This window comes from Ciceribacter sp. L1K22, from assembly GCF_017599385.1.
GTDB lineage: Bacteria > Pseudomonadota > Alphaproteobacteria > Rhizobiales > Rhizobiaceae > Allorhizobium.
In genome coordinates, this window is the sequence record NZ_JAGFPK010000001.1 from 2,533,927 (window position 1) to 2,559,159 (window position 25,233).

Here is a 25,233-nt window from a genome sequence, read left to right on the forward strand (position 1 = left end):
GTCGTCACTGCAGCCTCCCGTGTTTCAGAAATCGCCGCGGATCCGCTTTCCGGCTCGTCGCGCCGGACAATGCGGCCGCGAGATCCGCGAGTGAATTGAGATTGTGGACCGGGCGGAACTCGTCGACATGCGGCAGCATGGCCTTGACCCCGCTCGCCCGCGCCTCGAAACCGTCGAACCGGAGCAAGGGATTGAGCCAGACGAGCCTGCGGCACGAACGGTGCAGCCGGTCTACCTCGGTCTTCAGAAGTTCCACCCCATCGCGCTCCAACCCATCGGTGATGAGCAGCACCACTGCGCCCTGCCCCAGCACCCGCCGCGCCCATATGCGGTTGAATTCCTTGAGCGTCTCACCGATTCGCGTACCGCCCGACCAGTCCTTCACCAGCGCCGAACATTGGTCGAACGCCTCGTCTGGATCGCGAAAACGCATCTGCCTCGTGACATTCGTTAGCCGGGTACCGAACAGAAAAGTGTGCACCCGCCGCCTTCGCTCGGTCATCACATGCAGGAAGTGCAGGAAGACGCGCGTGTACTGGCTCATCGAGCCGGAAATGTCGGCGAGGATCACCAGCGGCGGCTCTATCTCCCGTCGGTCGCGAAAGCGCGGCAGGATGAGATCGCCGCCGCTCTTCAGCGACGCCCGCATCGTCGCGCGCGGATCGAACGCGCGTGGCCTGTGCGATGGCTGGAAGCGCCGCGTCTGCAAGGTGTCGAACGGCATGACGAGCTGTTCCATGATCCGCCGTGCATGTGCCAGTTCCGAGGCCGACATCTGGGCAAAATCCATCTGCTTCAGAAACTCGTTACCCGACACTGTGAAACGCGCATCAATCTCGATCTCCGGCTCGTCCTTTTCCCGCAGTGGGCGCTCACGTTCGGCGAACAGCGCACCGCTAACGCGCGCCGAGCCGGCCTTGTCCTTCTCCTTGTGTCCTTCGGGCGCAACCGGCGACATCATAGCGATCATCTTGCCGACGAGATCGCGGGTCCGCCAGTAGAGCCGGAACGCCTCGTCGAACACGGCCTGGTCCTCATGGCGCTTGACGAACACCGCCGAGAGCGCCGCGTGAAATTCCTCCCGCGACCCGATGCCGATCGCCGACACCGCCTCGATCGCATCCGCCACCGCGCCCGGCCCCGGCTTCAGCCCTGCCTTGCGCAGCACGCGAGCGAAATGCACGATGTTGTCGGCGAAGCGACCCTCGCCTTGCGCCACCGGCGGCATCACGAGACCGTCCTGTGCTCCGGTCGCCGCCATCGTCAACCCGCCAGCAGTTCCGCCCGGACCTCGGCGAGCAACTTCTGTCCCTCGCCGCCCTGTATCCGGGCAATATCGTCCTGATATTTCAAGAGAGTCCCGAGCGTGTCGGAAATCGTCTCCGGATCGAGCGCCAGCCGATCGAGTTCGGTGAGCGCCGTCGCCCAGTCGATGGTCTCGGCAACGCCGGGGTTCTTGAAGAGGTCGAGCGTTCTGAGTTTCTGCACATAGGCGACGATCTGGCGCGACAGCGCCTCGTTGCATGCAGGCACCTTGCGGCGGATGATCTCCAGCTCCTCGGCGGCCTTGGGATAGTCGACCCAATGGTAGAGGCAGCGCCGCTTCAGCGCGTCGTGCACCTCGCGTGTCCGGTTCGACGTGACGATGACGATCGGCGGTTCGGCGGCGCGGATGGTGCCAAGCTCGGGCACCGTGACCTGGAAATCGGACAGCATCTCAAGCAGAAAGGCCTCGAAGGCCTCGTCCGTACGGTCCAGTTCGTCGATCAAAAACACCGGCGCCTTGCCCTCGACACCCTGCAGCGCCTGCAGCACCGGCCGGCGGATCAGGTAGCGCTCGGAGAAGATGTCGCCCTCCAGGCGACCCCGGTCAGACACGCCGGTCGCTTCCGAGAGGCGAATCTCCAGCATCTGCGCCGGATAGTTCCATTCGTAGACGGCCGACGAAATATCGAGGCCTTCATAGCATTGCAGGCGGATCAGTGGCCGGTCGAGTGCCTTTGCCAGCACCTTGGCAACCTCGGTCTTGCCGACCCCCGCTTCGCCTTCGAGAAACAGCGGCCGTCCCATTTTGAGCGAGAGAAAAAGCACGGTGGCGAGTGGGCGGCTGGCCAGATAGTCATGACGCCCAAGAAGCCCGGCCATCTCGTCGATGCTTGCCGGCAGGTTGCCGTCCGACTGTCCGCTCATGGCTGCTCCCTCGTGTTTTCGAAGGAGCTTACAGGCTGTGATAGCCCCGGTCCAGATAGATGAGACTTTCGTCCTTCGGACCGAAATGGACGCCTGCCACCTCGCCGAAGAGAACGGTATGCGTCGCCGTCACCTTCATGTCGACGACCCGGCAGTCGAAGGATACGATGGCGTCCTTCAGCACCGGCGCTCCGGTCGCGAGACTGATCCACTCTGCCATCCCGAAGCGTTCGTCCGCAGAGAGGCTTCCGAACCCGGCAAAGGCGTTGGCAAGCGTCTGGTGCCGTGCACCGAGCGTGTTCAGCGCAAAACGGCCGCTCTCGAAGAAAACGCCGTTGCTGGCGTTGCTGTTGTTCAGGCAGGCAAGCACCGTCGGCGGATTGTCCGAAACAGAGCAGGCGGCTGTAATGGTCACGCCGCGCCTGACGCCCTCGTGTTCGGTCGTCACGATCTGCACATGCCCGGCATACTGCGCCATCGCATCGCGATAAAGGACGGGTTCGATCTTATGCCTGTTCAACAAGTCTATCTCCAGGAGTGCCTGCACGGCGCCAGCGTCTCAGATGTGGCTGTGCCGTCAATATGGAGCGCAGGCGTTACCTTTTCCACAATGGGCGTTGCAATATGCCTGCAACGGCAATTTGGCCACCATCTTGCGGTTTCCTTTGCGATGGCATGCCTCTAAGCTGCATCCATTGCCGAAGGACCGATTGCTGATGACGATCCGACTTGCCCTCACCGCCCTCTCCTTCCTGTCCGTCGCATCCCATTCGGTTGCGGAAGGCATCGCCGTCGTGGCACCCCAGTCCGGTCCCTATGCGGTGCTCGGCGAGCAGATCCGCGATGGTGCCGCGGCCGCCGCATCCGCGGTCGGGCAGAACATCTTCCTCGTCAACGAGAGCTGCGAGGCGGGCAGTGGCCCCGACATCGCCGCCCGGATTGTCGAGGCCGGCGTCGACACCGCCATCGGCTTCCTCTGTTCGGAATCCCTTGACGGCGCCCTGCCGGCCCTCGCCGAGGCTGCCATCCCGGCGATCACAGTCTCGGTGCGCTGGAAGGTCCTGATGGAAGACGCGCTGAAAAAGGGCTGGCCGTTCTTCCGGCTGGCACCCGCTCCGGACGACGAGGCGGAAAAGCTCGTCGAGGTCATTCTCGCCAACTGGCCCGGATCGCCCATCGCTCTCATCGAGGACGGCACCATTCACGGACGCGAACTGGTCGAGTCCGTCAGGGCGGGACTGGAGGAGCGCGGCCTGACACCTGTTTTCACCGACACCTTCCGTCCCGGCCAGGAACAGCAACTCGCCCTCGTGCGCCGTCTGAAGACCGCCGGCGCGACGCACGTTCTGGTCGGCGGCGACCGCAACGACGTGTCGATCATCGCCCGTGACGCCGCCGCCGAATCCATTCCGCTGACGGTGATCGGCGGTGACGCCATGCGAGCCCTGGATGAGCCCGTTCCCCTGGCCGACGGCGTGTTGGCCGTCGCCCTGCCCGACCATGCCGGCGACACCACGGCCGCAGGTGCCCTCGCAGCACTCGCCGCCGTCGATGTCGCCCCGCAGGGCTACGTGTTACCGGCCTTTGCCGCTGTCGAGATCGCCCTTGCCGCGGCGACGACGGCGACCGATCGCAAGCTGCCGATTGCCGACATCCTCGCCAGCGAAACATTTCAGACCGCCATTGGCCCGATCAGGTTCGGACCGGATCATGAACTGGCAGAAAACCCCTACCGGCTCCTGGAGTGGCAAAACGGCCGTTTCGTCGAGCCTGCGCCGCAGGGACAGTAATATCCGTCGGCGTCAAACCGGATAGGGCCATTGGGGCTGCGAAAACAGACCGCCATCAACCCAGATCGTCTGTCCCGTGATGAAGGCGGCGTTGTCGCCCGAGAGAAACAGCACGGCCGACGCGATATCCGCCGGCTGTCCGGCACGGCGCAGCGGCGTCAGCTTCGACCACGTCTCCTCGTAATCCGGCGCCTCCTCCAGCGTCCGCTCGGTGATGATCGCGCCGGGCGCCACGCAGTTGACCCGGATACCCTGCGGCCCGAGCTCCACGGCCGCCACCTTGGTGAACTGCTCGATCCCGCCCTTCGACGCCGTGTAGTCGACGAGGCGCGGAAAGGCGAGCTTGTTGCAGCCAGACCCGATATTGACGATCGCCCCGCCCTTTCCGGCATCCACCATGCGTCGCGCCGCCGCCTTGGTGTTGAGGAAGGTTCCCGTCAGGTTGGTCCGGATCACGCGGTTCCAGGCCTCCTCGGGAAGATCGAGCAGAGGCGACCAGGTCTGGATGCCGGCATTGTTGACCAGAACATCCGGCACCATCCCGGCCCAGTCAACGACGGCGTCGAAAAACCGGTCGACCGCCTCCCCCTCACCAGCGTCGGCGGCAAACCCTCTGGCCTGTCCGCCCCGCTCCGTGACATCTGCCTCGACCGCAACGGCGCCGGCCTGGTCGTTGAAATGGCTGAAGGCAACCCGGTAACCGGCCGTCGCGAAGGCCTCCACCAGTCCGCGGCCGATACCGCTGCTTCCACCCGTGACCACCGCCAGTTTCGTCATGTCATTCTCCTTGCCGTCGCGAAACGTCCTTACACCGGCCGACGGAGGTCCGCCAGATCGTCGATCCCGACGCCGTGATGCGACGAAAGACGCGGCCGACCGATCCGCGCGAGTGTTGTGACACGGCCCGCCCGGTGCTATGGGCGGCAACATCGCCGAATGCCGAGGAGCCCGCCGCCATGACCCGCCCGTTGAAGATCGCCCCGTCGATCCTTGCCGCCAATTTCGCCAAACTCGGCCAGGAAGTCGCCGACGTGACGGAGGCCGGCGCCGAATGGATTCACCTCGACGTCATGGACGGGCATTTCGTGCCGAACATCTCCTACGGGCCCGCCGTGATCAAGGCGCTCAGGCCCTTCTCGACAGCCGTCTTCGACTGCCACCTGATGATCTCGCCCGCCGACCCCTATCTGGAAGCCTTCGCCGATGCCGGCTGTGACGTGATCACCGTCCATGCCGAAGCCGGCCCGCACCTGCACCGCTCGCTGCAGAAGATCCGCTCCCTCGGCAAGAAGGCCGGCGTCTCGCTCAATCCGGCGACACCGGTCAGCGTCCTCGAACACGTCCTCGACGACCTCGACCTGATCCTGATCATGAGCGTCAACCCCGGCTTCGGCGGCCAGAAGTTCATCCCAGCCATGGTCGAAAAGACCGCGCAGGCCAACCTGCTGATCGGCAACCGTCCGATCGAGCTTGAGGTCGATGGCGGTGTCACCGCCGAGACCGCGCCGCTCGTCACGGCCGTCGGCGCCAACGTACTCGTCGCCGGTTCCGCCGTGTTCAAGGGCGAAGGCGTTGACGACTATCGCAAAACCGTCGACACTCTGAGGAAAGCTGCGGAGGGAGCACGCGCTTGACGCGATGGGAGAGAGGCCGGCTGGTCGCGATGACGATGTTTGTGCTCGGCATGACCGGGCCAACGCTTGCCGGAGATATGGCGGCCTTCAATCCCCTCGGTTTTTCCGCCGATGGCAATATCTTCGCCTTCGAGCAATACGGCATCCAGGACGGCTCCGGCTTTCCTTACTCGGAGATCTTCGTCATCGATACCGCGAAGGACGCCTTTCTGCCAAAGACCCCTGTCAGGGTCAGGATCGACGATGAGGCGGCAGGCCTTTCGCAGGCACGTGCCAAGGCCGCCAGCGACGCCTCGCCCCTCCTGAACCAATATGGCCTCTCAGATCATCCGGGCCATCTGGTCGCTTTCAATCCGGTCAGCGAGATCGAGGCGCCGGCGCACCAGCTCGGCTATCGCGCTTTTCCGGCGAAGCCCGCCTTCGGCGAACCCTACCGGCTATCGCTGACGGAAACCGAAGCCCAGCCGTCCGACGCCTGCAAGGATCTCGGAACGCCGATCAAGGGGTTCCGCCTCTCGCTGACGGAAAAGAACGGCGAGGCCGCCGATGTAACGCTTCATGAGGACGGCAAAGCCGTCCCGTCCAGCCGCCGCTGCCCGACCGGCTACCGCATTGGCGGCGTCATGACGTTTCATCCCATGCAGGGCGAGCCGGTGCATGTGGCCCTGGTGCTCGTGCTCAGCTACGGCTTCGAAGGCCGGGACGGACGATGGATCGCCGTTCCGTTTCGCCCCTGACGATGGTCGACGACACGCGGCACACGCCGGGCGGCAGACCTTCGGCCCTCAAGACACCTCTGCTGCCATGGCTCGGCGGCGCTGTTCTCTGGGGTACGGCGATGGCAATCTCCGCCTGGCTCGGGTTTGCGTTGTTGCAGAACATCCCCGTCACCCACCACGACGAGTTGATGATCCTGTATTTCGCCGGAGGCTCGCTGACCTGGTTAACCGTCCTGCCGCTCATCCGCTTCCTGTCTTATGCCCGACCGGCCGAAACCCGCTTTGCTGCCGCCTTGCTTCTGCTTGGAGCAGGCACGGTCGCGATGACGGCTTTCATCTTCGCCATGCAGTACCGGCTGTTCTATGCGCAATGGCACGCACCGTTCGGATCCCGGATCTGGATGTTCCAGTTCGTTTTCACCTCCGCCGGTGCCGTATACCAGTTCGCGGTGCTCGGCATCCGCCCCCTGCTGCCGATCGGCGGACCGATCCTCGTGGCGATGAGCCTGCTGCTTGCCCGCCGGCACCGTTGAGATTGCCGCCGCTCTTTGCTAAAGCGGCGCCAGTCCTTCCCGCACCCGTTCTTTCGAAGACAGAAAGCCCAAGCCGATGATCCCCCGCTATTCCCGTCCCGAGATGGTCGCCATCTGGTCTCCCGAAACCAAGTTCCGCATCTGGTTCGAGATCGAGGCCCATGCCTGCGACGCGCTTGCCGAGATCGGCGTGATCCCGAAGGACGCGGCCAAGACGATCTGGGAAAAGGGTGGTGCCGCCGAGTTCGACGTCGCCCGCATCGACGAGATCGAGGCCGTCACCAAGCATGACGTCATCGCCTTCCTGACGCACCTTGCGGAATTCGTCGGCCCCGACAGCCGCTTCGTCCACCAGGGTATGACGTCCTCCGACGTGCTCGACACCACGTTCAACATCCAGTTGGTGCGCGCCGCCGACATCCTGATCGCCGACATGGATCGCGTTCTGGCGGCACTCAAGAAGCGCGCCTTCGAGCACAAGGACACCGTCCGTATCGGCCGCAGCCACGGCATCCATGCCGAGCCGACGACCATGGGCCTCACCTTCGCCCGCTTCTATGCCGAGATGGACCGCAACCGCGCCCGCCTCGTCGCCGCCCGCGCCGAAGTGGCCACGGGTGCGATCTCCGGTGCCGTCGGCACCTTCGCCAACATCGATCCGCGCGTCGAGGAACATGTCTGCGAAAAGCTCGGCCTGAAGCCCGAGCCGATCTCCACCCAGGTCATCCCGCGCGACCGCCATGCGATGTTCTTCGCCACGCTCGGCGTCATCGCCTCGTCGATGGAAAACATCGCGATCGAGATCCGTCACATGCAGCGCACCGAAGTGCTGGAGGCCGAAGAGTTCTTCTCGCCCGGCCAGAAGGGCTCGTCCGCCATGCCGCACAAGCGCAATCCCGTTCTCACAGAGAACCTGACCGGTCTCGCGCGGCTGGTGCGCATGTCGGTCACGCCGGCGATGGAGAACGTTGCCCTTTGGCACGAGCGCGACATCAGCCATTCGAGCGTTGAGCGGGCCATCGGCCCCGATACGACGATCACCCTCGATTTCGCCCTGAACCGGCTGGCTGGCGTGATCGAAAAGCTCGTCATCTACCCCGAGAACATGTTGAAGAACATGAACAAGTTCAAGGGCCTGGTGATGAGCCAGCGCGTGCTCCTGGCCCTGACGCAGGCCGGCGTGTCCCGCGAGGACAGCTACCGTCTCGTCCAGCGCAACGCCATGAAGGTCTGGGAAAAGGGTGCCGACTTCCTCGAGGAACTGCTGGCCGACGAAGAGGTCCGCGCGGCACTCTCCGAGGAAGAAATCCGCGAGAAATTCGACCTCGGCTATCACACCAAGCACGTCGACACGATCTTCAAGCGTGTCTTCGGCTGATCTACAGCACTCTTGCTGCTCCGGTTTTCGCGGGCCGCCGGAGATCATCCGGCGGCCTTGCCGTATCCGTCGTCAGCGTCTGTCCGAAGCCACCATTGCCCGGTAGAGATGCCAGGTCCCATGGCCGAGGATCGGCATGGTGATCGCCAGGCCGACGAGCAGCGGGATGGACCCGACCACCAAAAGTCCGGCGACGATCGCGCCCCAGAGCGCGACCGGCAACGGATTAGCAAGCGTTGCCCGTATCGAAGTCTCAACTGCCGTCGCAACGCCGCAGTCTCGGTCGAGCAGCATGGGGAAGGCGATGACGGTCGACGCCAGGACGGCGACGGCAAAGAAGAAGCCGACGAGAATGCCCCAGAAGGTCATGGCCCGCCCATGGCTGGTCTCCAGGACGCCGCTGATAAAATTTGCGAATGACGTCGGGATGACCTCGCCGAAATAGCTGGCATAGATCTGCTGGGCGGTCAGAAGCCAGACCACCAAGACCATGGTCAGCAACACGCCCAGCGCCAGGATCGAAGGCAGCGCCGGAGACCGTCGAATGGCAACGATGTCCTCGAATGTCCAGGACAACCCCTGCTCGCGCCTCCGGCTGATCTCGTACAGCCCGAGCGCGGCGAACGGACCGACCAGCGCGAAACCGGACAAAAGCGGAAACAGCAGCGGCAAGAGATTGGCGCCGGAGGCCCAGGCCATCAGCAGCGCGCCCGCCACCGGATAGATGAGACCGAGAAAGAGATAGTGCGACGGACTGGCGCGAAAGTCCTCCGCCCCCGCCTTCAGTGCCGCCAGAACATCAGCTATGCCGATCTCGCGGATGACGACACGAGACCTTTCGACGCCGGTGGATCCGGCCCATACGTGGAAAGTAGCCATGCAAACCTCCTCCGTTTCACGACTGGTGAGACCGGCGCATCCGCGGCGAAGGTTTCGACCGACGTCACGAAAGAGCACCGGCAGAGTTCAGATTAGCAAAAGCAGCGCCCTTTGTCGCCCCGAGCCTTGACACCACTTCGTGAACGTCACAAATCGGGCGTCACCATGAAAGCATCCGACGCCGACATTCTCATCATCCCCGGCTATACCAATTCCGGGCCCGACCACTGGCAGAGCCGATGGGAGAGCAAGCTCTCCACCGCCCGCCGCGTGGAACAGGCCGAATGGTCGAAGCCCGTGCGCGAAGACTGGGTCGAACAGGTCGCGGAGGCCGTCAATGCCGCGAGCCGGCCGGTCGTTCTTGTGGCCCATTCCCTCGGTGTTCCAACCGTGATCCATGCGATACCGCATTTCCGCAAGCCGGTCGCAGGCGCCTTCCTCGTCGCGCCGCCAGACGTCGCCAATCCGGCGATCCGTCCGAAGCATCTGATGACCTTCGGCCCCTACCCGCGCGATCCCCTGCCCTTCCCGTCGATCACCATCGCCAGCCGCAACGATCCCTTCGGCACCTACGACCACGCCGACGATATCGCCTCCGCCTGGGGTTCGCTGCTGATCGACGCCGGCGAGTCGGGCCACATCAACGCGGAGTCCGGGCATGGGCCATGGCCGGAAGGGTCGATGGTCTTCGCCCAATTTTTGGGGAGGCTCCGGTAAAACTTCCGGCGCCTCTTTAAGCCGATCTTAATCTGCGCATACACATAGTCAGCCTTCTAGTTTTGCTTGCAGACGAGTTGGCCGTGCCCGTCAGTTCCGCCTTACCCTTGAGCCGCGAGGCGACGCCGCAGGAGCGATCCGCATATCTTGAGGCCCTACCGCAAGCCGCGGCCATCGTGGATGTATCCGGTACCGTCCTCGCGATGAACGAACCGTTCCATCGGTTGATGGGCAGCGCACGACGTAACGGTACATCATCATGTTTCGAACTCGTTGATATCTCCGACCAGCCGAGACTTCAGGCCAACCTGACGGCCGCTCTGACGGGAAGCACGCCGCCGCCTTGCGACGTGATCCTCACCGCCGGCGATGGGAGACGTTCCACGGTCCTGGCGCTGACAAGCCAGGTGGATGATCGCCGCACACGCACCGCCGTTCTGCTACAGTTTGTTGACATCAGCGAACGCGCGGAACGCGAGGCGGAACTTGCTCGACATGAAAGTCGCTGGCATCAGGCCCTCACCAGTGCTGCGACGGGAGTCTGGGATCACAATTTCAAAACCGGCGAGATGTACTACTCGGAAACGTGGCGGCACCTGCGAGGTCTGGGCCCCGACGACATGCCGGCTGCAACGGCAGAGGAATGGCTCCAGCTCCTGCACCCCGACGACCGGGATCGCGTCTGCCACGCCCTCGAACGGCAGAACGCCGGCGATCCGGACTACATGGCGTTCGAATACCGTGAACGCCACAAGGCCGGTCACTGGGTCTGGATCGAGTGCCGCGGCGCCTGCGTCGAGTGGGATGACAAAGGCCAGCCGACCCGAATCATCGGCACGGACATCGACATCACGGCGCGCAAAAACGCCGAGGAAATGTTGCGACAGATGACCGCGCGGCTGGAACTTGCGCTGGAGACATCCAAGATCGGCGTGTTCGAGGCCGATCTAGATACGATGGAGGTCTACTGGGACGAGCGCGTGATGCGCATCTACGGCATGGAGGGACCCGGCCGGATACTGCCGAACGGCACGTGGCAGAGCGTGCTCCATCCCGACGACCGGGACCGCGCAATCGGCAACTCCGAAAATGCGATCCGGGGCGGCGATGAGTTCTACGACCAGTTCCGGATATTCAGGAAGAACGACGGCGAGATTCGCCACCTGCGCTCGCGGGCAACGACCATCATCGACCAGAACGGCCGCCGGCGCCTTCTCGGTGTAACCTGGGACGTCTCCGACGATATCACCCTGCACCAGCAGCTCGACAGCGCAAAGACGCTGGCCGAGGCGCGCAATCGCGAGTTGGAAGGCGCGCGCCAGCGCATGGAGCATATCGCGCTCCACGACCACCTGACCGACCTGCCGAACAGGCGATATCTCGATGCGATGCTGGACCAGATGGAAGAGCATTGCCGGTTGACGCACAAACGTCTCGCGGTCCTTCATATCGATCTCGACCGCTTCAAGCAGATCAACGACACGCTCGGCCACAATGCCGGCGATGCGCTGCTGCGTCACGCCGCATCGATCCTGAGGGCCGAGGTCGGCCAGGGCGATTTCGTGGCTCGCATCGGCGGCGACGAGTTCGTTGTCCTCGTTCAGTTCGAAGGACCGGAGAAGCGGCTCGGCAAGCTCGCAGAGCGCATCATCGATCACACCCGCCGCCCCGTCACCATCGAAGGACATGAGTGCCGGTTCGGCAGCAGCATCGGCGTCGCCGTGTCGCGCGGCCCTGTCATCAATGCGCGCCAGCTACTGCTGAATGCCGACATGGCGCTCTATCACGCCAAGAACCGCGGCCGGAACCGGTTCGAATTCTTCCGCGACGACGACCAGACCCGCGCCGTCAGCACCAAGCGCTTGTCGGACGACATTCTGCGCGGGCTTGAGCAGGACGAGTTCGTTCCCGTTTACCAGTTCCAGTTCGACGCCCGGACGCTTGACGTCGCTGGCGTCGAAACTTTGGTTCGCTGGCAGCACCCCGAGCGTGGCCTTCTGACACCCGATCTGTTCCTGAAGGCCGCCGACGATCTGAACGTCGTCTCCGATATCGACGGCCGCGTGCTCGACAAGGCGCTGGCCGACATGCGCCTCTGGCGCCAGCGCGGCTTTTCCATTCCCAAGCTGTCGGTCAACGTTTCCTCAAGGCGGTTGCACGATCCGAACCTGCGCAAGGCGCTGGCCGGAATCGAGATCCCGCCCGGCGCGCTGTCCTTCGAACTGCTGGAATCCATCTTCCTCGACGACTTCGACGCGCAGGTGAAGGAGAACCTGCGGCTTCTGCGCCGGCTCGGCATTTCCATAGAGATCGACGACTTCGGCACCGGGCATGCGTCGATCGTCAGCCTGTTGCGCCTCAATCCTCAGGCGCTGAAGATCGACCGTGAGCTGATCCGCAAGGTGCCTGACTCCCGCGAGCAGCGGCAGCTCGTCCGGGCGATCATCGAGATCGGTCACTCCCTGAACGTCAAGGTCGTCGCCGAGGGGGTCGAGACCGACGCCCATGTAGAGGTATTGCGCGACCTCGGCTGCGATGTCCTTCAGGGTTTCGGACTCGCCCGCCCCATGCCGTTCGACCAGACGGAAACCTTCCTCAAAGGCCAGACATGGAAACGCCCCGCCACGGCCCTATCGGGCAACGACACGGGGCGTTGAAAAATCTGTCCTGATATTAGGTGTTCTGAACCTGCTCCACGGCGACGCCGAGAAGTTCCAGCATCTTGGCGCGCAGTTCCTCATCCGAAACGGACACGCCGCCGGCAGCCAGGTCGCCCTTGACCTTGCGGAATACGTCCTCGTCGCCGGCTTCCTCGAAATCCGAGGCTACGACTTCCTTGGCATAAGCATCGACATCGGTCTTGCCAAGCAGTCCGCCAGCCCAGATGCCAAGCAGTTTGTTGCGACGCGCTTCAGCCCTGAACTTCAGGTCCTGATCGTGCGCGAACTTGTTTTCAAACGCTTTTTCCCGGTCGCTCATGCCACTCATATCGTTCTCCCGAAATCTCTTGCCTTCTTGATGGCGCGTTTCCCCATTAATCAAAAGGCTGTAGAAAGTGCAATGCGAAGTTTGTCGTTTCCCTGAGTCGTTACCGGTTTGTCGGAAATATCCGTGAGGAACAACAGCTGCATTGTGAAAACGGATGTTTTCCTTTATGGGACCGCTTCAATTGCCGATCCACTGCGCCCCGCGCGAGGCGCCAACCAGCAGAGTAATTTGTCCATGAACCGTCGCCGCCGTATTTACGAGGGCAAGGCCAAGATCCTGTACGAGGGTCCGGAGCCAGGCACGCTGATCCAGTTCTTCAAGGATGACGCCACGGCTTTCAACAAGAAGAAGCACGATGTCATTGACGGCAAGGGTGTCCTCAACAACCGCATTTCCGAATACCTGTTCACGCACCTGAACAAGATCGGCATCCCGACCCACTTCCTGCGCCGCCTCAACATGCGCGAGCAGTTGATCAAGGAAGTCGAGATGATCCCGCTCGAGATCGTCGTGCGCAATGTCGCCGCCGGCTCGCTCGCCAAGCGTCTCGGCATCGAGGAAGGCGTCGTTCTGCCGCGCTCGATCATCGAATTCTACTACAAGTCCGACGCGCTCGACGACCCCATGGTCTCCGAGGAGCACATCACCGCCTTCGGCTGGGCCAATCCGGCCGAACTCGATGACATCATGGCGCTCGCCATCCGCGTCAACGACTTCCTGTCAGGCCTCTTCCTCGGCATCGGCATCCAGCTCGTAGACTTCAAGATCGAGTGCGGTCGCCTGTTCGAAGGCGAGATGATGCGCATCATCCTTGCCGACGAGATTTCGCCCGACAGCTGCCGCCTCTGGGACATCGAGACCAAGGAAAAGCTCGACAAGGACCGGTTCCGCCAGGATCTCGGCGGGCTTCTCGAAGCCTACCAGGAAGTCGCCCGGCGGCTTGGCATCATCAACGAGAACGAACCGATCCGTGGAACCGGCCCGGTTCTGGTGAAGTAAGGAAGAGGGAAATTCCAGTGATCAAGGCCCGTGTCACCGTCACCCTGAAGAATGGCGTTCTCGATCCGCAGGGCAAGGCGATCGAAGGCGCGCTCGCAACCCTCGGCTTCGACGGCGTTGGCCACGTCCGCCAAGGCAAGGTCTTCGACCTTGAACTTGATGGCGCCGACAAGGCAAAGGCGGAGGAAGACCTCAAGGCCATGTGCGAAAAGCTCCTCGCAAACACGGTCATCGAGAACTATACTATCTCCATCGCCTGAGGGTTGAAGGAGCGGTGGCATGGCCGACCAGACGCAGGAACTGATGTTCGAAATTCTGCGGAAACTGCAGGCGGATATTTCGACCATCAAGGATGGCCAGCGGGAAACGCGTCAGGATATCAATTCGCTCCGCAACTACATGCATGTGATGCAGGGCGACCTCAACAATATGCATGGGACGATGAGCCAGGTTCTGGACCGTCTCGATCGCATCGAAAATCGCCTGGAGCTGCGGGAGCTCCAGGAAGCCCAAGCAAGGTTTGAGCACCAGCCATGAAATCAGCCGTTCTCCAGCTTCCAGGCCTCAACCGCGACCGCGACATGATCGCCGCGCTGACCAAGATTTCCGGACAGGCGCCGGTGACGGTGTGGCAGACCGAGACGGACCTGCCCGATGTCGACCTCGTGGTCATCCCCGGCGGTTTCTCCTACGGCGATTATCTCCGCTGCGGCGCGATCGCCGCCCGTATGCCGGTGATGCAGGCGGTCAAGAAGGCGGCTGAGCGCGGCGTGAAGGTTCTCGGCGTCTGCAACGGCTTCCAGATCCTCGTCGAAGCCGGCATGCTGCCTGGCGCGCTGATGCGCAATGCCTCGCTGAAATTCGTCTGCCGCCAGGTGAAGCTCGAAGTGGTCAATTCCGACACCGACTTCACGCGGGCCTACGAAACCGGGCAGATCATCCGCTGCCCAGTGGCACACCATGACGGAAACTACTTCGCCGACGACGAAACGCTGAAGGCGCTCGAGGGCAACGGTCAGATCGTCTTCCGCTATGCCGATGGAACCAATCCCAACGGTTCGGTGAATGACATCGCCGGCGTCATGAACGAAAAGGGCAATGTGCTCGGCATGATGCCGCATCCGGAAAACCTGATCGAGGCCGCCCATGGCGGCAATGACGGACGCGCGATCTTCGCCTCCGCCCTCGAAGTCATCGCTGCGGCGTGAAGGTTTGAAAAACATGCGCAAAGCGCTCGGTGCGACCGCCCTGCTCGCCCTCATGGCCCTCGTCGGCTGCCAGCCCAAGGCGACGACGCCGGCCGGGGGGCCTTCGGCGCTCGACATCATGGAAAAGGTGGCCGTCGGCGCCAACCGCTGCTGGTTCAAGTCGGGCGATCCCGCTTTCAAAGCCTATTCGCTGGCGCCCGAACTGACGTCCTTCTCCGGCCGGCCGCGCATCCTTCTCGTGCGTAAGGGGTCAAGCGACATCCGCCCCCTGCTCGTCGTGCAGGCCGAAGGCAAGCCCGCTCGCCTCCAGGCCTTCGGCCCGATGATGGGCGAGCCGATTTCCGGTCGTATCGGCAAGGATGTCCAGCGCTGGGCTGCCGGCAATACCGACTGCTGAACGGATCCGGCGTCACGGGGTCGGGGAGACGCAACGCCGGATCCGTGCTTCCGCCAGGGGCGGAGGTCTAAGCGGCGGAAGCTCAGAACCAGGTCAGCAGGCGAGAACGACCCGCCTCCGACATCGCCTCGAGCCGCGACACGCCGATATCGCGCAACTGCTCGTCCGACATGCCTCTCAGCGAAAGCCGGCCGACGCGCCGTGCGTTCCAATTGCGCCACCGATCCACCAATCCCAAAATCCCGCTGCGCGGCGCCGGCATCGGCGCTGGCGCCAACAGGTCGCCGCTTGCGAGAAACTGTGACTCCCTGACATAGCTATCGGGATAGATTGTATCGATTGTGATGAGATATTCGTCATATCTACGCATATTGCACCTGCCACATCGGGCGTTTCGGATGAATTGTCATCTATATTGACAGGGACATTATGCCAATGTAGAGAATTGTCCCCATGACAAATTGGCTTCCCAATCTCGCGGCGGGCAAAGGTCCGCTCTACGTTCGCCTTGCCGATCAGATGGAGGATGCCATCATGACCGGCCATCTTCCGGCGGGTAGCAAGCTCCCGCCGCAGCGAAACCTCGCCTTCGATGTGAAGGTGACAATCGGGACGATAACCCGCGCCTACGCGCTGCTGCACGAGCGCGGCCTCGTCAGCGGCGAAGTCGGCAGAGGGACTTACGTCCTTCCCCGCCCCAATGGCGAGGCGGCCAACGATCCCGTCAGCGCGAGCCTCGCCGGCACCCGTCCCTTCGTCGCGCCGGACGACAAGATCCGCTTCGACAGCACCGCCGCACCCGATGTCGGGCAGGCCGAGGTTCTGAGCGGCCTGATGGCGGAGATCACGCGCGACCACGCGACCGATATCGCGAGCTACACGCGCTCTTTCCCACGCCAGTGGTTCGAGGCGGGCGCCGACTGGCTGGCCTGCAACGGCTGGCGCCCCGCGCCCGAGACGATCGTGCCGACGCTCGGCGCCCATGCCGCGATCATGTCTGTCCTGACCGTGCTGACGAGCCCCGGTGACAAGATCGTCTTCGAGCATTTCACCTATTCCCAGGTCTCGCGGGCCGCCGGTCTGGCAGGCCGCCGGACGGCGCTCGTCGAGTCCGACGCCGAGGGCGTGAAGCCGGACGACTTCGAAAGGGTCTGCATCCAGCAACATCCCAAGATGGCCTTCGTGATGTCGACGACACAGAACCCGACGCTGGCCACCATGCCGGTCGAGCGGCGCAAGGCGATCGCCGATATCGCCCGCAGGCACAATGTCTGGCTGATCGAGGACAATCTCTATGGCGCCCTGACCGACTCGGCCCTCCCCCTGATCGCCACCTTCGCGCCGGAGCGCACCTTCGTCGTCGACGGCCTGTCGAAATCGGTCGCCGCCGGTGTTCGCGGCGGCTGGGTCGCCTGCCCGCCGCATTTCGCACAGCGGGTCCGCATCGCACACAAGATGATGACCGGGGGCCTGCCGTTTTTGCTTGCCGAACTGGGTGCCCGGTTCGTGCTGTCAGGCGAAGCGGCGCGCATCCGCGATCTCTGCCGCAGAGAGATTGCTGCCCGAGTCGAGATCGCCCGAAGGGACCTCGCAGGCTTCGACTTCCGCTCGGATACCTTCGTGCCCTTCCTCTGGCTGAAGCTTCCCGAGCCGTGGTTGTCGGCGACCTTCAAGCAGGCTGCCTACAATGACGGCGTCCTCATCGACGATGAAAACGAATTCAAGGCCGGCCGGTCAGAAAAGGTGAGCCACCGCGTCCGTCTCGGCTTCTCTTCGTCGCAAGACCGTACAGAGGTCTCGCGCGGCATGAAGATCGTCCGCCGTCTGCTCGAAAACGGCGCAGCCGGCTACGACAGCGTCGCCTGACGGGCGCCCCCGGGTCCGGGAGGCGCTAAGCCGTTGAAACGGCCATTTTCCTGTCGCGCTTGCCCGTCACATGCGCTAAAGAGGCCGCAATCCCGAACCGGCAGCCGTCCCAGGAAAAGCGATGACGATCTCCAATACGATCCAGATCACTCCCGAACTCGTAGCCGCACACGGGCTCAAGCCCGACGAATACCAGCGAATCCTGGATCTGATCGGCCGCGAGCCGACCTTCACCGAGCTCGGCATCTTCTCCGCGATGTGGAACGAGCACTGCTCCTACAAATCCTCCAAGCGCTGGCTGCGCACCCTGCCGACCAAGGGTCCGCGCGTCATCCAGGGACCGGGCGAGAACGCCGGCGTCGTAGATATCGATGACGGCGACGTCGTGGTCTTCAAGATGGAAAGCCATAACCACCCGTCCTACATCGAGCCCTACCAGGGTGCGGCGACCGGCGTCGGCGGCATCCTGCGCGACGTCTTCACCATGGGCGCGCGTCCCATCGCCGCCATGAACGCGCTGCGCTTCGGCGCGCCGGATCATCCGAAGACCAAGCACCTCGTTGCCGGCGTCGTTGCCGGCGTCGGTGGATACGGCAATTCTTTCGGCGTGCCGACCGTCGGCGGGGAAGTCGAATTCGACGCCCGTTACAACGGCAACATTCTCGTCAATGCCTTCGCCGCCGGCCTCGCCAAAGCCGATGGCATCTTCCTGTCGGAAGCCAAGGGCGTCGGCCTGCCGGTCGTCTATCTCGGCGCCAAGACCGGCCGCGACGGTGTCGGCGGCGCGACGATGGCGTCGGCCGAATTCGACGAGTCGATCGAGGAGAAGCGCCCGACCGTCCAGGTCGGCGACCCCTTTACCGAGAAATGCCTGCTGGAAGCCTGCCTCGAACTCATGCAGACCGGCGCCGTCATCGCCATCCAGGATATGGGTGCGGCCGGCCTCACCTGCTCGGCCGTCGAGATGGGCGCCAAGGGCGACCTCGGCATTGAGCTCAACCTCGACAAGGTGCCGGTGCGCGAGGAGCGCATGACGGCCTACGAGATGATGCTGTCGGAAAGCCAGGAGCGCATGCTCATGGTGCTCGAACCTTCCAAGGAAGAAGTTGCCAAGGCGATTTTCGTCAAGTGGGGCCTCGACTTTGCGATCGTCGGCTACACCACCGACGACCTGCGCTTCCGCGTCATCCATCAGGGTGAGGAAGTCGCCAACCTGCCGATCAAGGATCTTGGCGACCAGGCGCCGGAATACGACCGCCCGTGGCGCGAGCCCGGCAAGCGAGGCGCCCTGCCCGCCAACCTCGTCGCCGAACCGGATGACTATTCGGCAGCCCTCCTGAAACTGGTCGGCTCGCCCAACCAGTCGAGCCGTCGCTGGGTCTACGAGCAGTACGACACGCTGATCCAGGGCAATTCGCTTCAGCTTCCCGGTGGCGACGCCGGCGTCGTCCGTGTCGACACGCACCCGAAGAAGGCGCTCGCCTTCTCCTCCGACGTGACCCCGCGCTACGTCGAGGCCGATCCGTTCGAGGGCGGCAAGCAGGCGGTCGCCGAATGCTGGCGCAACATCACCGCGACCGGCGCCGAGCCGCTGGCTGCCACCGACAACCTGAACTTCGGCAATCCCGAGCGCCCGGAAATCATGGGCCAGTTCGTGCATGCCATCAAGGGAATCGGTGAGGCCTGCCTTGCACTCGATTTCCCGATCGTCTCAGGCAATGTCTCCCTCTACAACGAGACAAACGGCGTCGGCATCCTTCCGACCCCGACCATCGCCGGCGTCGGTCTGCTGCCCGACTGGTCGAAGATGGCCCGCATCGGCAGCGCCCAGGATGGCGACCACCTGATCCTGATCGGCACCGACGGCAGCCACCTCGGCAGTTCGGTCTATCTCCGCGACATCCTCGGCCTGACCGATGGTCCTCCACCGGAAGTCGATCTCCATGCCGAACGCCGCAATGGCGACTTCGTGCGCTCGGCGATCCGCAACGGACAGGTCACCGCCTGCCACGACATCTCCTCCGGCGGCCTTGCGGTCGCGCTTGCCGAGATGGCGATGGCGTCCGGCAAGGGCATGTCCGTCAACCTCACCGAAAGCCGTGGCCCCGCCCACGCCCTGCTCTTCGGCGAGGACCAGGCCCGTTACGTGGTCGCCGTCCCGGCCGACATGGCGAATTTCCTCTGCGCCAATGCAGAAGGTGCCGGCGTTCCCTTCCGCCGTCTCGGTACGGTGGGCGGCTCGACGCTTGCCGTGGAAGGCGTGCTCTCGGTCTCCGTGGACCAATTGCGCTTGGCCCATGAATCGTGGTTTCCTGAGTTCATGGACGGCAAGGCCATGGCCTCTGCCGCGGAATAACAGGGAGCATACCGATGGCAATGAAGGCCGGCGAAATCGAAGATATGATCAAGGCGGGCATACCCGGCGCGAAAGTCGTGGTCCGCGATCTGGCCGGCGATGGCGATCACTATGCGGCGGAAGTCGTGGCGGAAGCCTTCCGCGGCAAGACCCGCGTGCAGCAGCATCAGATGGTCTATGACGCATTGAAGGGCAATATGGGCGGCGTTCTCCACGCGCTTGCCCTCCAAACCTCCATTCCGGAATAAGGTGATACCGCCATGGCGAAGGGGCTCGTCGCGGAAATCGTCGAAAACGTCATCGAAGGCGTCCTAAAGGAGGTCCTGAAGAAGACCACCGGCCGCAAGACGACGCGCCGTCGCAAGCGTCAGACGCGCTCGGCCACAACGGGCGGCTTCGTTCGCAAGAAGACGGTGCGCAAGCCCGCCCGCAAGCAGGTGAGCCGGCGCCGGACCGCCGCCAAGCGCAGCCGGCAGAAATCCCGATAACGAGGCGGACCGACCATGATCCTCCGTAGTCTGATGATCGCTGCGTGGGCATCCGCCGCGATGCTGACCCAGCTCCCTCTCAAGGCCCAGGCCGGCGAAATACACTGCCACGCCAATGAGAACTTCAACGTCGCTGTACGCGAATACGACGAAGAGCCGGGTTCGCAGTTCGCCGTCACAGTTCTCGATGGGGCGGAAGCGCCGGCGGACTGTGTATTCGATGCACAGCTTGCGGACATTGTCATCGGCGAGGCAGGAGACCCGCTCTGGTATGGCGAACTCACCGCCGATTTCCTCGTCACAACCCGGTCGACCGGCCCGGAAGGCGATCTCGTCGTCTTCGATCTGTCCACAGGCGAGAAAGTTCTCGACGCACCGGCGGACGAATATGACATCGAGGATGGCTTCATATCGTTCTGGCAGCGCGCCGGCGAGGCAACGTCGGCAACCTGCACGGAATACGCCGAGAACCAGGCGAACGGCTTCGGCTCCGTCATCCTCGAGCACGTCGCCTTCGACCTTCAGGCAAAGACCTTGGAAAAGACGGGCGATACGCGCTGCGGGGCGACCCAGTAGGCTTCAGTCTGAAGCGCCGGCAGCTTATCCGCACCATCACGGTTTTTTCGGCGGTCGGCTGGAATTTGGCCACCGACATGTTATTTAGGGGCAAGCAAAGCAGCGGACCTTGAACCCGCATGTGAAAGGATATGCCATGAGCGCCAACGAATTCATCGCCAATGAAGTGAAGACCAACGACGTGGTTCTCTTCATGAAGGGCACGCCGCAGTTCCCGCAGTGTGGTTTTTCCGGCCAGGTCGTGCAGATTCTCGATTACCTCGGCCTCGACTACAAGGGTATCAACGTCCTTGCCGACAGCGAAATCCGCCAGGGCATCAAGGATTATTCCAACTGGCCAACGATCCCGCAGCTCTACGTCAAGGGCGAGTTCATCGGCGGTTGCGACATCGTCCGCGAGATGTTCCAGGCCGGCGAGCTGCAATCGCATCTCCAGGAAAACGGTATCGCCGTCCGCGGCGCTGCCTGAGGTCTCTAGACCCTTTAAAATTTAATGGTTTCATGACAAGGCGCTGCCCCCGCAGCGCCTTGTCGCTGCTTGAAAGAAAGTCATGTCCAGTCAATCGGAAAACCCGCCGGCGCTCGGCGCTATGCACCGGGTCGAATTCATTGCCCTCATGGCAGCCTTGATGTCGCTGACGGCGCTTGCCATCGACAGCATGCTACCCGGGCTTGCCATCATTGGCGCCGACCTCGGCGTCACCGATCCCAACCACAACCAGTATATCGTCTCCGCCTTCCTTCTGGGCTTTGGCGCGGCACAGCTTTTCTACGGCCCGGCCTCGGATCGGCTCGGCCGTCGTATTCCTATCTTCTTCGGTCTCGCGCTCTACATCATTGCCTCGCTCGGCGCCGTCATCGCGCCGAGCTTCGAGGTCATGCTGGTGCTGCGCGCCATCCAGGGCGTTGGCGCCGCGTCGCTGCGCGTCATCACCGTGTCGATCGTCCGCGACGTATACGGCGGCCGCCGCATGGCCGAGGCCATGTCGCTGATCCTGATGGTCTTCATGGTCGTGCCGGTCATCGCGCCGGGCACCGGACAGGTGATCATGCTGTTCGCCGACTGGCACTTCATCTTCGTCTTCATGGCGCTGGGCGCGCTGGTTGTCGGTCTCTGGACATACATCCGCCTGCCCGAAACCCTGCCCGTCTCCGAGCGTCGCGCCTTCACGCCGAAGATCGTGCTCCAGGGTTTCCGGATCGTGCTCTCCGATCGCATCGCGCTGTGCTACACACTGGCCAGCACCTTCATCTTCGGAGCGCTGTTCGCCTTCATCAACTCGGCGCAGCAGATTTATATCGATATCTATCAGCTCGGTGAGTGGTTTGCCGTCGCCTTCGCGGCCGTCGCGATCTTTATGGCGTTGTCGTCCTTCATCAACGCCAGGCTCGTCGGCCGCTTCGGCATGCGCCGGCTTTCCCACGGCGCGCTGGTGGGCTTCCTGTTGATCAACCTGGTCTGGCTCGTCGGACACTTCGTCGGCCCGTCGCCAATGCCGTTCCCGCTGTTCATCGCGCTCTTCGCTCTGGCGATGTTCCAGTTTGGCTGGATCGGCTCGAACTTCAACTCTCTGGCAATGGAGCCGCTCGGCCATGTCGCCGGCACCGCGTCCTCCGTTCTCGGTTTCCTCAGCACGATCGGCGGCGGCCTGATCGGCGCCGTCATCGGCCAGGCCTTCAACGGCACCGCGATCCCGATGGTCGCCGGCTTCTTCACGGTCTCCGTCATCGGCCTCGTCTTCGTACTGATCGCCGAAAAGGGAAAGCTGTTCCAGGCGCACAACCCGCCGGTCTGACACGTTCGTCAGTCCCCGGAAACGACGAGGCCCGCGGAGATCGCTCCGCGGGCCTTCTCTTTTGGGCTGACAAGCCGGCTCAGGCGGGACGAAACACCTCGCGCGACAGCATCTCCCAGCTCGCCTTGTCGGGCGCGACCAGCAATCCGCCATCGACATGGCTCGGCAGATAGGTCGATCCGTCGAGCCTTGCCACATGGGCGCCCGCCTCCGCCGCGATCAGCGCGCCGGCCAGATGATCCCAGGGCATCAGCTTGCGATACATCAGGAAGTGCACGTGGCCGCCGACGAACATGCGGTATTCGTGCGCGGCGCAGCGGTAGGTGGTGAAGAGCCTCACCTCGGCGAGCCGCGTCAGCAGCCCGCGCCGTTCCTCGATCGGCACGTAGCTCGCATTGGCGATCCCGACCATGTCGGCAAGCGGCACGCCCGGCGCCACGCCCATCTGCGTCTGCGAACCGTCGGGACCGCAAAGCCAGGTACCCGAGCCCTTCTCCGCGATCACCCAGTCATTGCCCATCGGATCGTAGATGATCCCGGCCACGACCTCGCCCTTCGACACGACGCTCGCCATCACCCCGAACAGCGGCAGGCCGGCGGCGAAGTTGAAGGTCCCGTCGATCGGGTCGACGACGACGGCGAGATCGGCATCCGCCAGCTTCGGCAGGAGGTCCGGATCGGCCGCGACCGATTCCTCCCCGACGAACAGCGCGTCCGGCATCGCCGCCTCGATCCGCGCCCGGATCAATCGTTCCGCCGCCTCGTCCGCTTCCGTCACCAGGTCGATGGCCTCGGTCTTGATCCTGACATCGCCGTCACCGAGATTGCGGAACCGCGGCAGGATCTCGACCGCGGCCGCCTCCTGCAGCGCATTGGCAAGCATCGCGATATCGAGATCGGGCATGGGTGTTCTTCCTTCCTTGTTCAGTCGAGCGCGAGAATCTCGCGCCTGATCATCGTCCAGCTGTCTAAGTCGGGCGCCGACAATATGCCGCCCGTGGTCTCGCCCGGACGATAGGGAGTGCCATCGAGCTTGGCCGTATGTCCGCCGGCTTCCTGGTGAACGAGCACGCCGGCCAGATGGTCCCAGGGCATGAGCTTTTCGTGGCCGATGAAATGCACCTTGCCGGTCGCCGCCAGCCAGTATTCGTGCGCCGAGCAGTTGAGCGACAGCGCCATCCTGATACGGCTCATATTGGCGGCGATCAGCGGCCGCCGAGCGGGCGCGCTGTGCCCCCAGGAGAAGATGCCGACCATCTCACCGAGCTCGACCGGCGCGGCAACCCGGATTGGCGTCGTCTGACCGTCATGCCGCCGGAGACGCGCCCCCGCCCCCTTCACCGCGACAAGCGTATCGCCCATGACAGGATCATGGATCAGCCCGGCAACTGTCTCGCCGGCCACCGTCACCGCCAGCAAGGTCCCGAAAGCGGGGAGCCCCGATGCGAAGTTGAAGGTACCGTCCACCGGATCGATCACAAAGGCAAGCGGCGCCTCGGCGAGACCGTCTACAACGCCGGGATCGGCGGCATAGGCCTCCTCGCCGACGATGTGGGCGGACGGAAAACGCGCCCGGATCGCGGCGGTGATCCGCTTTTCTGCGTCGAGGTCCGCCTCGGTGACGAGATCGACGGAAGACGCCTTCTCGCTGATGTCGGCGGAGCCGAGATTGCGGAACCGTGGCATAATGTCATGAATGCCGGCTTCCCGTACGGTGGCCAGCAGGAAATCGATGTCTGTGTCTGAGAAGCTCATGGAAGAAGATCGGTCTCGGTGGAAGGGTCCGCCTGACTATCCTCTCCCGATGACGACGCCGTGACAGCAAGCCCGGCAAAATCGAAGAGTTTTCTATCCATGAGATGCGAAGGGTTCACGTGCCCGAGTGCCCGAAGCATGGCGTCCTTGCGGCCCGGCATCTTCGCCTCGATGCCGGCCAGCATCTCCTTCATCGCATTGCGCTGCAGCCCGTCTTGGCTGCCGCAGAGATCGCATGGGATGATCGGAAACGCCATGGCCTCGGCAAACCGCGCCAGATCTTCTTCCGCCGCATAGGCGAGCGGCCGGAGCACCATCAGGTCACCCTCGTCGTTGACGAGCTTCGGCGGCATGCCCGCAAGCCGCGCCCCATGGAACAGGTTCATGAAGAACGTCTCGAGAATGTCTTCGCGGTGATGCCCGAGCACCAGCGCCTCGCAACCCTCTTCCCGCGCGATGCGGTAGAGATTGCCGCGCCTCAGCCGCGAACAGAGCGAACAATAGGTCGCGCCCTGCGGCACCTTCTCCTTCACGATCGAATAGGTGTCGCGATACTCGATCCGGTGTTTGACCCCGATCGCGGCGAGATAGTCGGGCAGCACATGTTTCGGAAAGTTCGGCTGCCCCTGGTCGAGATTGCAGGCGATCAGCTCGACCGGCAGCAGACCGCGCCATTTGAGATCGAGCAGAAGCGCCAGCAGGCCGTAGCTGTCCTTGCCGCCTGACAGGCCGATCAGCCAGCGCTTTTGGCCCTTCAGCATGTCGAAGTCCTCGATCGCCTGCCGCACCTGCCGGATCAGCCGCTTGCGCAGCTTGTTAAAGCCGACGGAGCGCGGCGCTGCGGCAAACATCGGGTGCGCGCCGGAAAAATCGGCGTCGTCGACCGGTTCGGCATCCTGGAGGGACTGGGCTATGGGGGACGTGAGGTTCATGCCGTCTTCCGCAAATGGCGTTCGAGAAGCGA

Annotated in this window: 29 protein-coding genes; 19 read left to right on the forward strand and 10 right to left on the reverse strand. The window is 63.4% G+C overall.

Annotated features, from left to right (window positions below; genetic code table 11):
• Nucleotides 1-4: 4 nt before the first annotated feature.
• The 3 genes from J5J09_RS12675 to J5J09_RS12685 are packed head-to-tail and all read right to left on the reverse strand — an operon-like array spanning nucleotide 5 to nucleotide 2,713.
• On the reverse strand, nucleotides 5-1,261 hold the full coding sequence (locus tag J5J09_RS12675; protein WP_208551263.1) for a VWA domain-containing protein: 1,257 nt from the start codon (nucleotides 1,259-1,261) through the stop codon (nucleotides 5-7).
• 2 nt (nucleotides 1,262-1,263) lie between these two features.
• Complete coding sequence (locus tag J5J09_RS12680) at nucleotides 1,264-2,190, reverse strand: MoxR family ATPase (protein WP_208551264.1); 927 nt, start codon at nucleotides 2,188-2,190, stop codon at nucleotides 1,264-1,266.
• A gap of 28 nt (nucleotides 2,191-2,218) precedes the next feature.
• Complete coding sequence (locus tag J5J09_RS12685) at nucleotides 2,219-2,713, reverse strand: flavin reductase (RefSeq protein ID WP_208551265.1); 495 nt, start codon at nucleotides 2,711-2,713, stop codon at nucleotides 2,219-2,221.
• 193 nt (nucleotides 2,714-2,906) lie between these two features.
• On the opposite strand from J5J09_RS12685, the gene J5J09_RS12690 reads away from it, so the two are divergent.
• Nucleotides 2,907-3,980 (forward strand): ABC transporter substrate-binding protein, encoded by a 1,074-nt coding sequence (locus tag J5J09_RS12690; protein WP_208551266.1) that lies wholly within the window; start codon nucleotides 2,907-2,909, stop codon nucleotides 3,978-3,980.
• Between the two features lie 12 nt (nucleotides 3,981-3,992).
• On the opposite strand, the gene J5J09_RS12695 is transcribed toward J5J09_RS12690, so the two are convergent.
• Nucleotides 3,993-4,757, reverse strand: coding sequence for an SDR family NAD(P)-dependent oxidoreductase (locus J5J09_RS12695; protein ID WP_208551267.1), 765 nt, complete (start codon nucleotides 4,755-4,757; stop codon nucleotides 3,993-3,995).
• A 179-nt stretch (nucleotides 4,758-4,936) separates the two neighbouring features.
• Between J5J09_RS12695 and rpe the strand changes: the two genes are divergently transcribed.
• From rpe to purB, 4 genes are all read left to right on the forward strand, one after another.
• Nucleotides 4,937-5,614 (forward strand): ribulose-phosphate 3-epimerase, encoded by a 678-nt coding sequence (gene rpe / locus J5J09_RS12700; protein ID WP_208551268.1) that lies wholly within the window; start codon nucleotides 4,937-4,939, stop codon nucleotides 5,612-5,614.
• Nucleotides 5,611-6,351 (forward strand): DUF2259 domain-containing protein, encoded by a 741-nt coding sequence (locus J5J09_RS12705; RefSeq protein WP_246745834.1) that lies wholly within the window; start codon nucleotides 5,611-5,613, stop codon nucleotides 6,349-6,351. The genes rpe and J5J09_RS12705 overlap by 4 nt, the downstream gene beginning before the upstream one ends.
• Nucleotides 6,324-6,866, forward strand: coding sequence for a hypothetical protein (locus tag J5J09_RS12710; RefSeq protein ID WP_246745835.1), 543 nt, complete (start codon nucleotides 6,324-6,326; stop codon nucleotides 6,864-6,866). The genes J5J09_RS12705 and J5J09_RS12710 overlap by 28 nt, the downstream gene beginning before the upstream one ends.
• Before the next feature lie 76 nt (nucleotides 6,867-6,942).
• Nucleotides 6,943-8,244, forward strand: a complete 1,302-nt coding sequence (purB, locus tag J5J09_RS12715; RefSeq protein ID WP_208551269.1) for an adenylosuccinate lyase — start codon at nucleotides 6,943-6,945, stop codon at nucleotides 8,242-8,244.
• 72 nt (nucleotides 8,245-8,316) lie between these two features.
• Here the strand turns inward: purB and J5J09_RS12720 are convergent, their stop codons facing one another.
• On the reverse strand, nucleotides 8,317-9,123 hold the full coding sequence (locus tag J5J09_RS12720; RefSeq protein WP_208551270.1) for a DUF2189 domain-containing protein: 807 nt from the start codon (nucleotides 9,121-9,123) through the stop codon (nucleotides 8,317-8,319).
• 165 nt (nucleotides 9,124-9,288) lie between these two features.
• On the opposite strand from J5J09_RS12720, the gene J5J09_RS12725 reads away from it, so the two are divergent.
• Both J5J09_RS12725 and J5J09_RS12730 read left to right on the forward strand, forming a co-directional pair.
• Nucleotides 9,289-9,840, forward strand: coding sequence for an alpha/beta hydrolase (locus J5J09_RS12725; RefSeq protein WP_208551271.1), 552 nt, complete (start codon nucleotides 9,289-9,291; stop codon nucleotides 9,838-9,840).
• Nucleotides 9,841-9,923: 83 nt separating this feature from the next.
• Entirely contained in the window at nucleotides 9,924-12,497 is a 2,574-nt protein-coding gene (locus J5J09_RS12730) for an EAL domain-containing protein (protein WP_348646455.1), read from the forward strand.
• Nucleotides 12,498-12,513: 16 nt separating this feature from the next.
• Here J5J09_RS12730 and J5J09_RS12735 read toward each other — a convergent pair whose 3' ends face one another.
• On the reverse strand, nucleotides 12,514-12,828 hold the full coding sequence (locus J5J09_RS12735; RefSeq protein ID WP_208551272.1) for a DUF1476 domain-containing protein: 315 nt from the start codon (nucleotides 12,826-12,828) through the stop codon (nucleotides 12,514-12,516).
• 234 nt (nucleotides 12,829-13,062) lie between these two features.
• On the opposite strand from J5J09_RS12735, the gene purC reads away from it, so the two are divergent.
• The 5 genes from purC to J5J09_RS12760 are packed head-to-tail and all read left to right on the forward strand — an operon-like array spanning nucleotide 13,063 to nucleotide 15,432.
• The gene (gene purC / locus J5J09_RS12740; RefSeq protein WP_208551273.1) at nucleotides 13,063-13,827 is read left to right on the forward strand and encodes a phosphoribosylaminoimidazolesuccinocarboxamide synthase; all 765 of its coding nucleotides are present in this window, start codon (nucleotides 13,063-13,065) and stop codon (nucleotides 13,825-13,827) included.
• Nucleotides 13,828-13,844: 17 nt separating this feature from the next.
• Nucleotides 13,845-14,087, forward strand: a complete 243-nt coding sequence (purS, locus tag J5J09_RS12745) for a phosphoribosylformylglycinamidine synthase subunit PurS (RefSeq protein ID WP_208551274.1) — start codon at nucleotides 13,845-13,847, stop codon at nucleotides 14,085-14,087.
• A 19-nt stretch (nucleotides 14,088-14,106) separates the two neighbouring features.
• Nucleotides 14,107-14,364: a hypothetical protein gene (locus J5J09_RS12750; RefSeq protein WP_208551275.1), complete on the forward strand. Its 258-nt coding sequence runs from the start codon at nucleotides 14,107-14,109 to the stop codon at nucleotides 14,362-14,364.
• Nucleotides 14,361-15,035 (forward strand): phosphoribosylformylglycinamidine synthase subunit PurQ, encoded by a 675-nt coding sequence (gene purQ / locus J5J09_RS12755; protein ID WP_208551276.1) that lies wholly within the window; start codon nucleotides 14,361-14,363, stop codon nucleotides 15,033-15,035. Before J5J09_RS12750 ends, purQ begins: the two co-directional genes overlap by 4 nt.
• 13 nt (nucleotides 15,036-15,048) lie before the next feature.
• Nucleotides 15,049-15,432: a hypothetical protein gene (locus J5J09_RS12760; RefSeq protein ID WP_208551277.1), complete on the forward strand. Its 384-nt coding sequence runs from the start codon at nucleotides 15,049-15,051 to the stop codon at nucleotides 15,430-15,432.
• Between the two features lie 82 nt (nucleotides 15,433-15,514).
• Here the strand turns inward: J5J09_RS12760 and J5J09_RS12765 are convergent, their stop codons facing one another.
• A complete protein-coding gene (locus tag J5J09_RS12765) occupies nucleotides 15,515-15,802 on the reverse strand; it encodes a DUF1127 domain-containing protein (RefSeq protein WP_208551278.1) in 288 nt (95 codons plus the stop codon).
• An 83-nt stretch (nucleotides 15,803-15,885) separates the two neighbouring features.
• On the opposite strand from J5J09_RS12765, the gene J5J09_RS12770 reads away from it, so the two are divergent.
• The 7 genes from J5J09_RS12770 (at nucleotide 15,886) to J5J09_RS12800 (ending at nucleotide 22,514) form a co-directional block, all read left to right on the forward strand.
• Complete coding sequence (locus J5J09_RS12770; protein ID WP_208551279.1) at nucleotides 15,886-17,298, forward strand: PLP-dependent aminotransferase family protein; 1,413 nt, start codon at nucleotides 15,886-15,888, stop codon at nucleotides 17,296-17,298.
• A gap of 121 nt (nucleotides 17,299-17,419) precedes the next feature.
• Nucleotides 17,420-19,654 (forward strand): phosphoribosylformylglycinamidine synthase subunit PurL, encoded by a 2,235-nt coding sequence (purL, locus tag J5J09_RS12775; protein ID WP_208551280.1) that lies wholly within the window; start codon nucleotides 17,420-17,422, stop codon nucleotides 19,652-19,654.
• A 14-nt stretch (nucleotides 19,655-19,668) separates the two neighbouring features.
• Nucleotides 19,669-19,902, forward strand: a complete 234-nt coding sequence (locus J5J09_RS12780) for a BolA family transcriptional regulator (protein ID WP_208551281.1) — start codon at nucleotides 19,669-19,671, stop codon at nucleotides 19,900-19,902.
• Between the two features lie 12 nt (nucleotides 19,903-19,914).
• The gene (locus J5J09_RS12785; protein ID WP_208551282.1) at nucleotides 19,915-20,142 is read left to right on the forward strand and encodes a hypothetical protein; all 228 of its coding nucleotides are present in this window, start codon (nucleotides 19,915-19,917) and stop codon (nucleotides 20,140-20,142) included.
• Between the two features lie 15 nt (nucleotides 20,143-20,157).
• On the forward strand, nucleotides 20,158-20,718 hold the full coding sequence (locus J5J09_RS12790; RefSeq protein ID WP_208551283.1) for a hypothetical protein: 561 nt from the start codon (nucleotides 20,158-20,160) through the stop codon (nucleotides 20,716-20,718).
• Between the two features lie 136 nt (nucleotides 20,719-20,854).
• Nucleotides 20,855-21,187: a Grx4 family monothiol glutaredoxin gene (grxD, locus tag J5J09_RS12795; protein ID WP_208551284.1), complete on the forward strand. Its 333-nt coding sequence runs from the start codon at nucleotides 20,855-20,857 to the stop codon at nucleotides 21,185-21,187.
• Between the two features lie 121 nt (nucleotides 21,188-21,308).
• Complete coding sequence (locus J5J09_RS12800; RefSeq protein WP_208553568.1) at nucleotides 21,309-22,514, forward strand: multidrug effflux MFS transporter; 1,206 nt, start codon at nucleotides 21,309-21,311, stop codon at nucleotides 22,512-22,514.
• Nucleotides 22,515-22,593: 79 nt separating this feature from the next.
• Here J5J09_RS12800 and J5J09_RS12805 read toward each other — a convergent pair whose 3' ends face one another.
• Genes J5J09_RS12805 through ttcA form a run of 3 tightly spaced genes read right to left on the reverse strand, consistent with a single transcriptional unit; the run spans nucleotide 22,594 to nucleotide 25,201 of the window.
• A complete protein-coding gene (locus J5J09_RS12805) occupies nucleotides 22,594-23,418 on the reverse strand; it encodes an inositol monophosphatase family protein (RefSeq protein WP_208551285.1) in 825 nt (274 codons plus the stop codon).
• Between the two features lie 20 nt (nucleotides 23,419-23,438).
• The gene (locus tag J5J09_RS12810) at nucleotides 23,439-24,269 is read right to left on the reverse strand and encodes an inositol monophosphatase family protein (RefSeq protein ID WP_208551286.1); all 831 of its coding nucleotides are present in this window, start codon (nucleotides 24,267-24,269) and stop codon (nucleotides 23,439-23,441) included.
• The gene (ttcA, locus tag J5J09_RS12815) at nucleotides 24,266-25,201 is read right to left on the reverse strand and encodes a tRNA 2-thiocytidine(32) synthetase TtcA (protein WP_208551287.1); all 936 of its coding nucleotides are present in this window, start codon (nucleotides 25,199-25,201) and stop codon (nucleotides 24,266-24,268) included. The genes J5J09_RS12810 and ttcA overlap by 4 nt, the downstream gene beginning before the upstream one ends.
• Nucleotides 25,202-25,233: the final 32 nt, after the last annotated feature.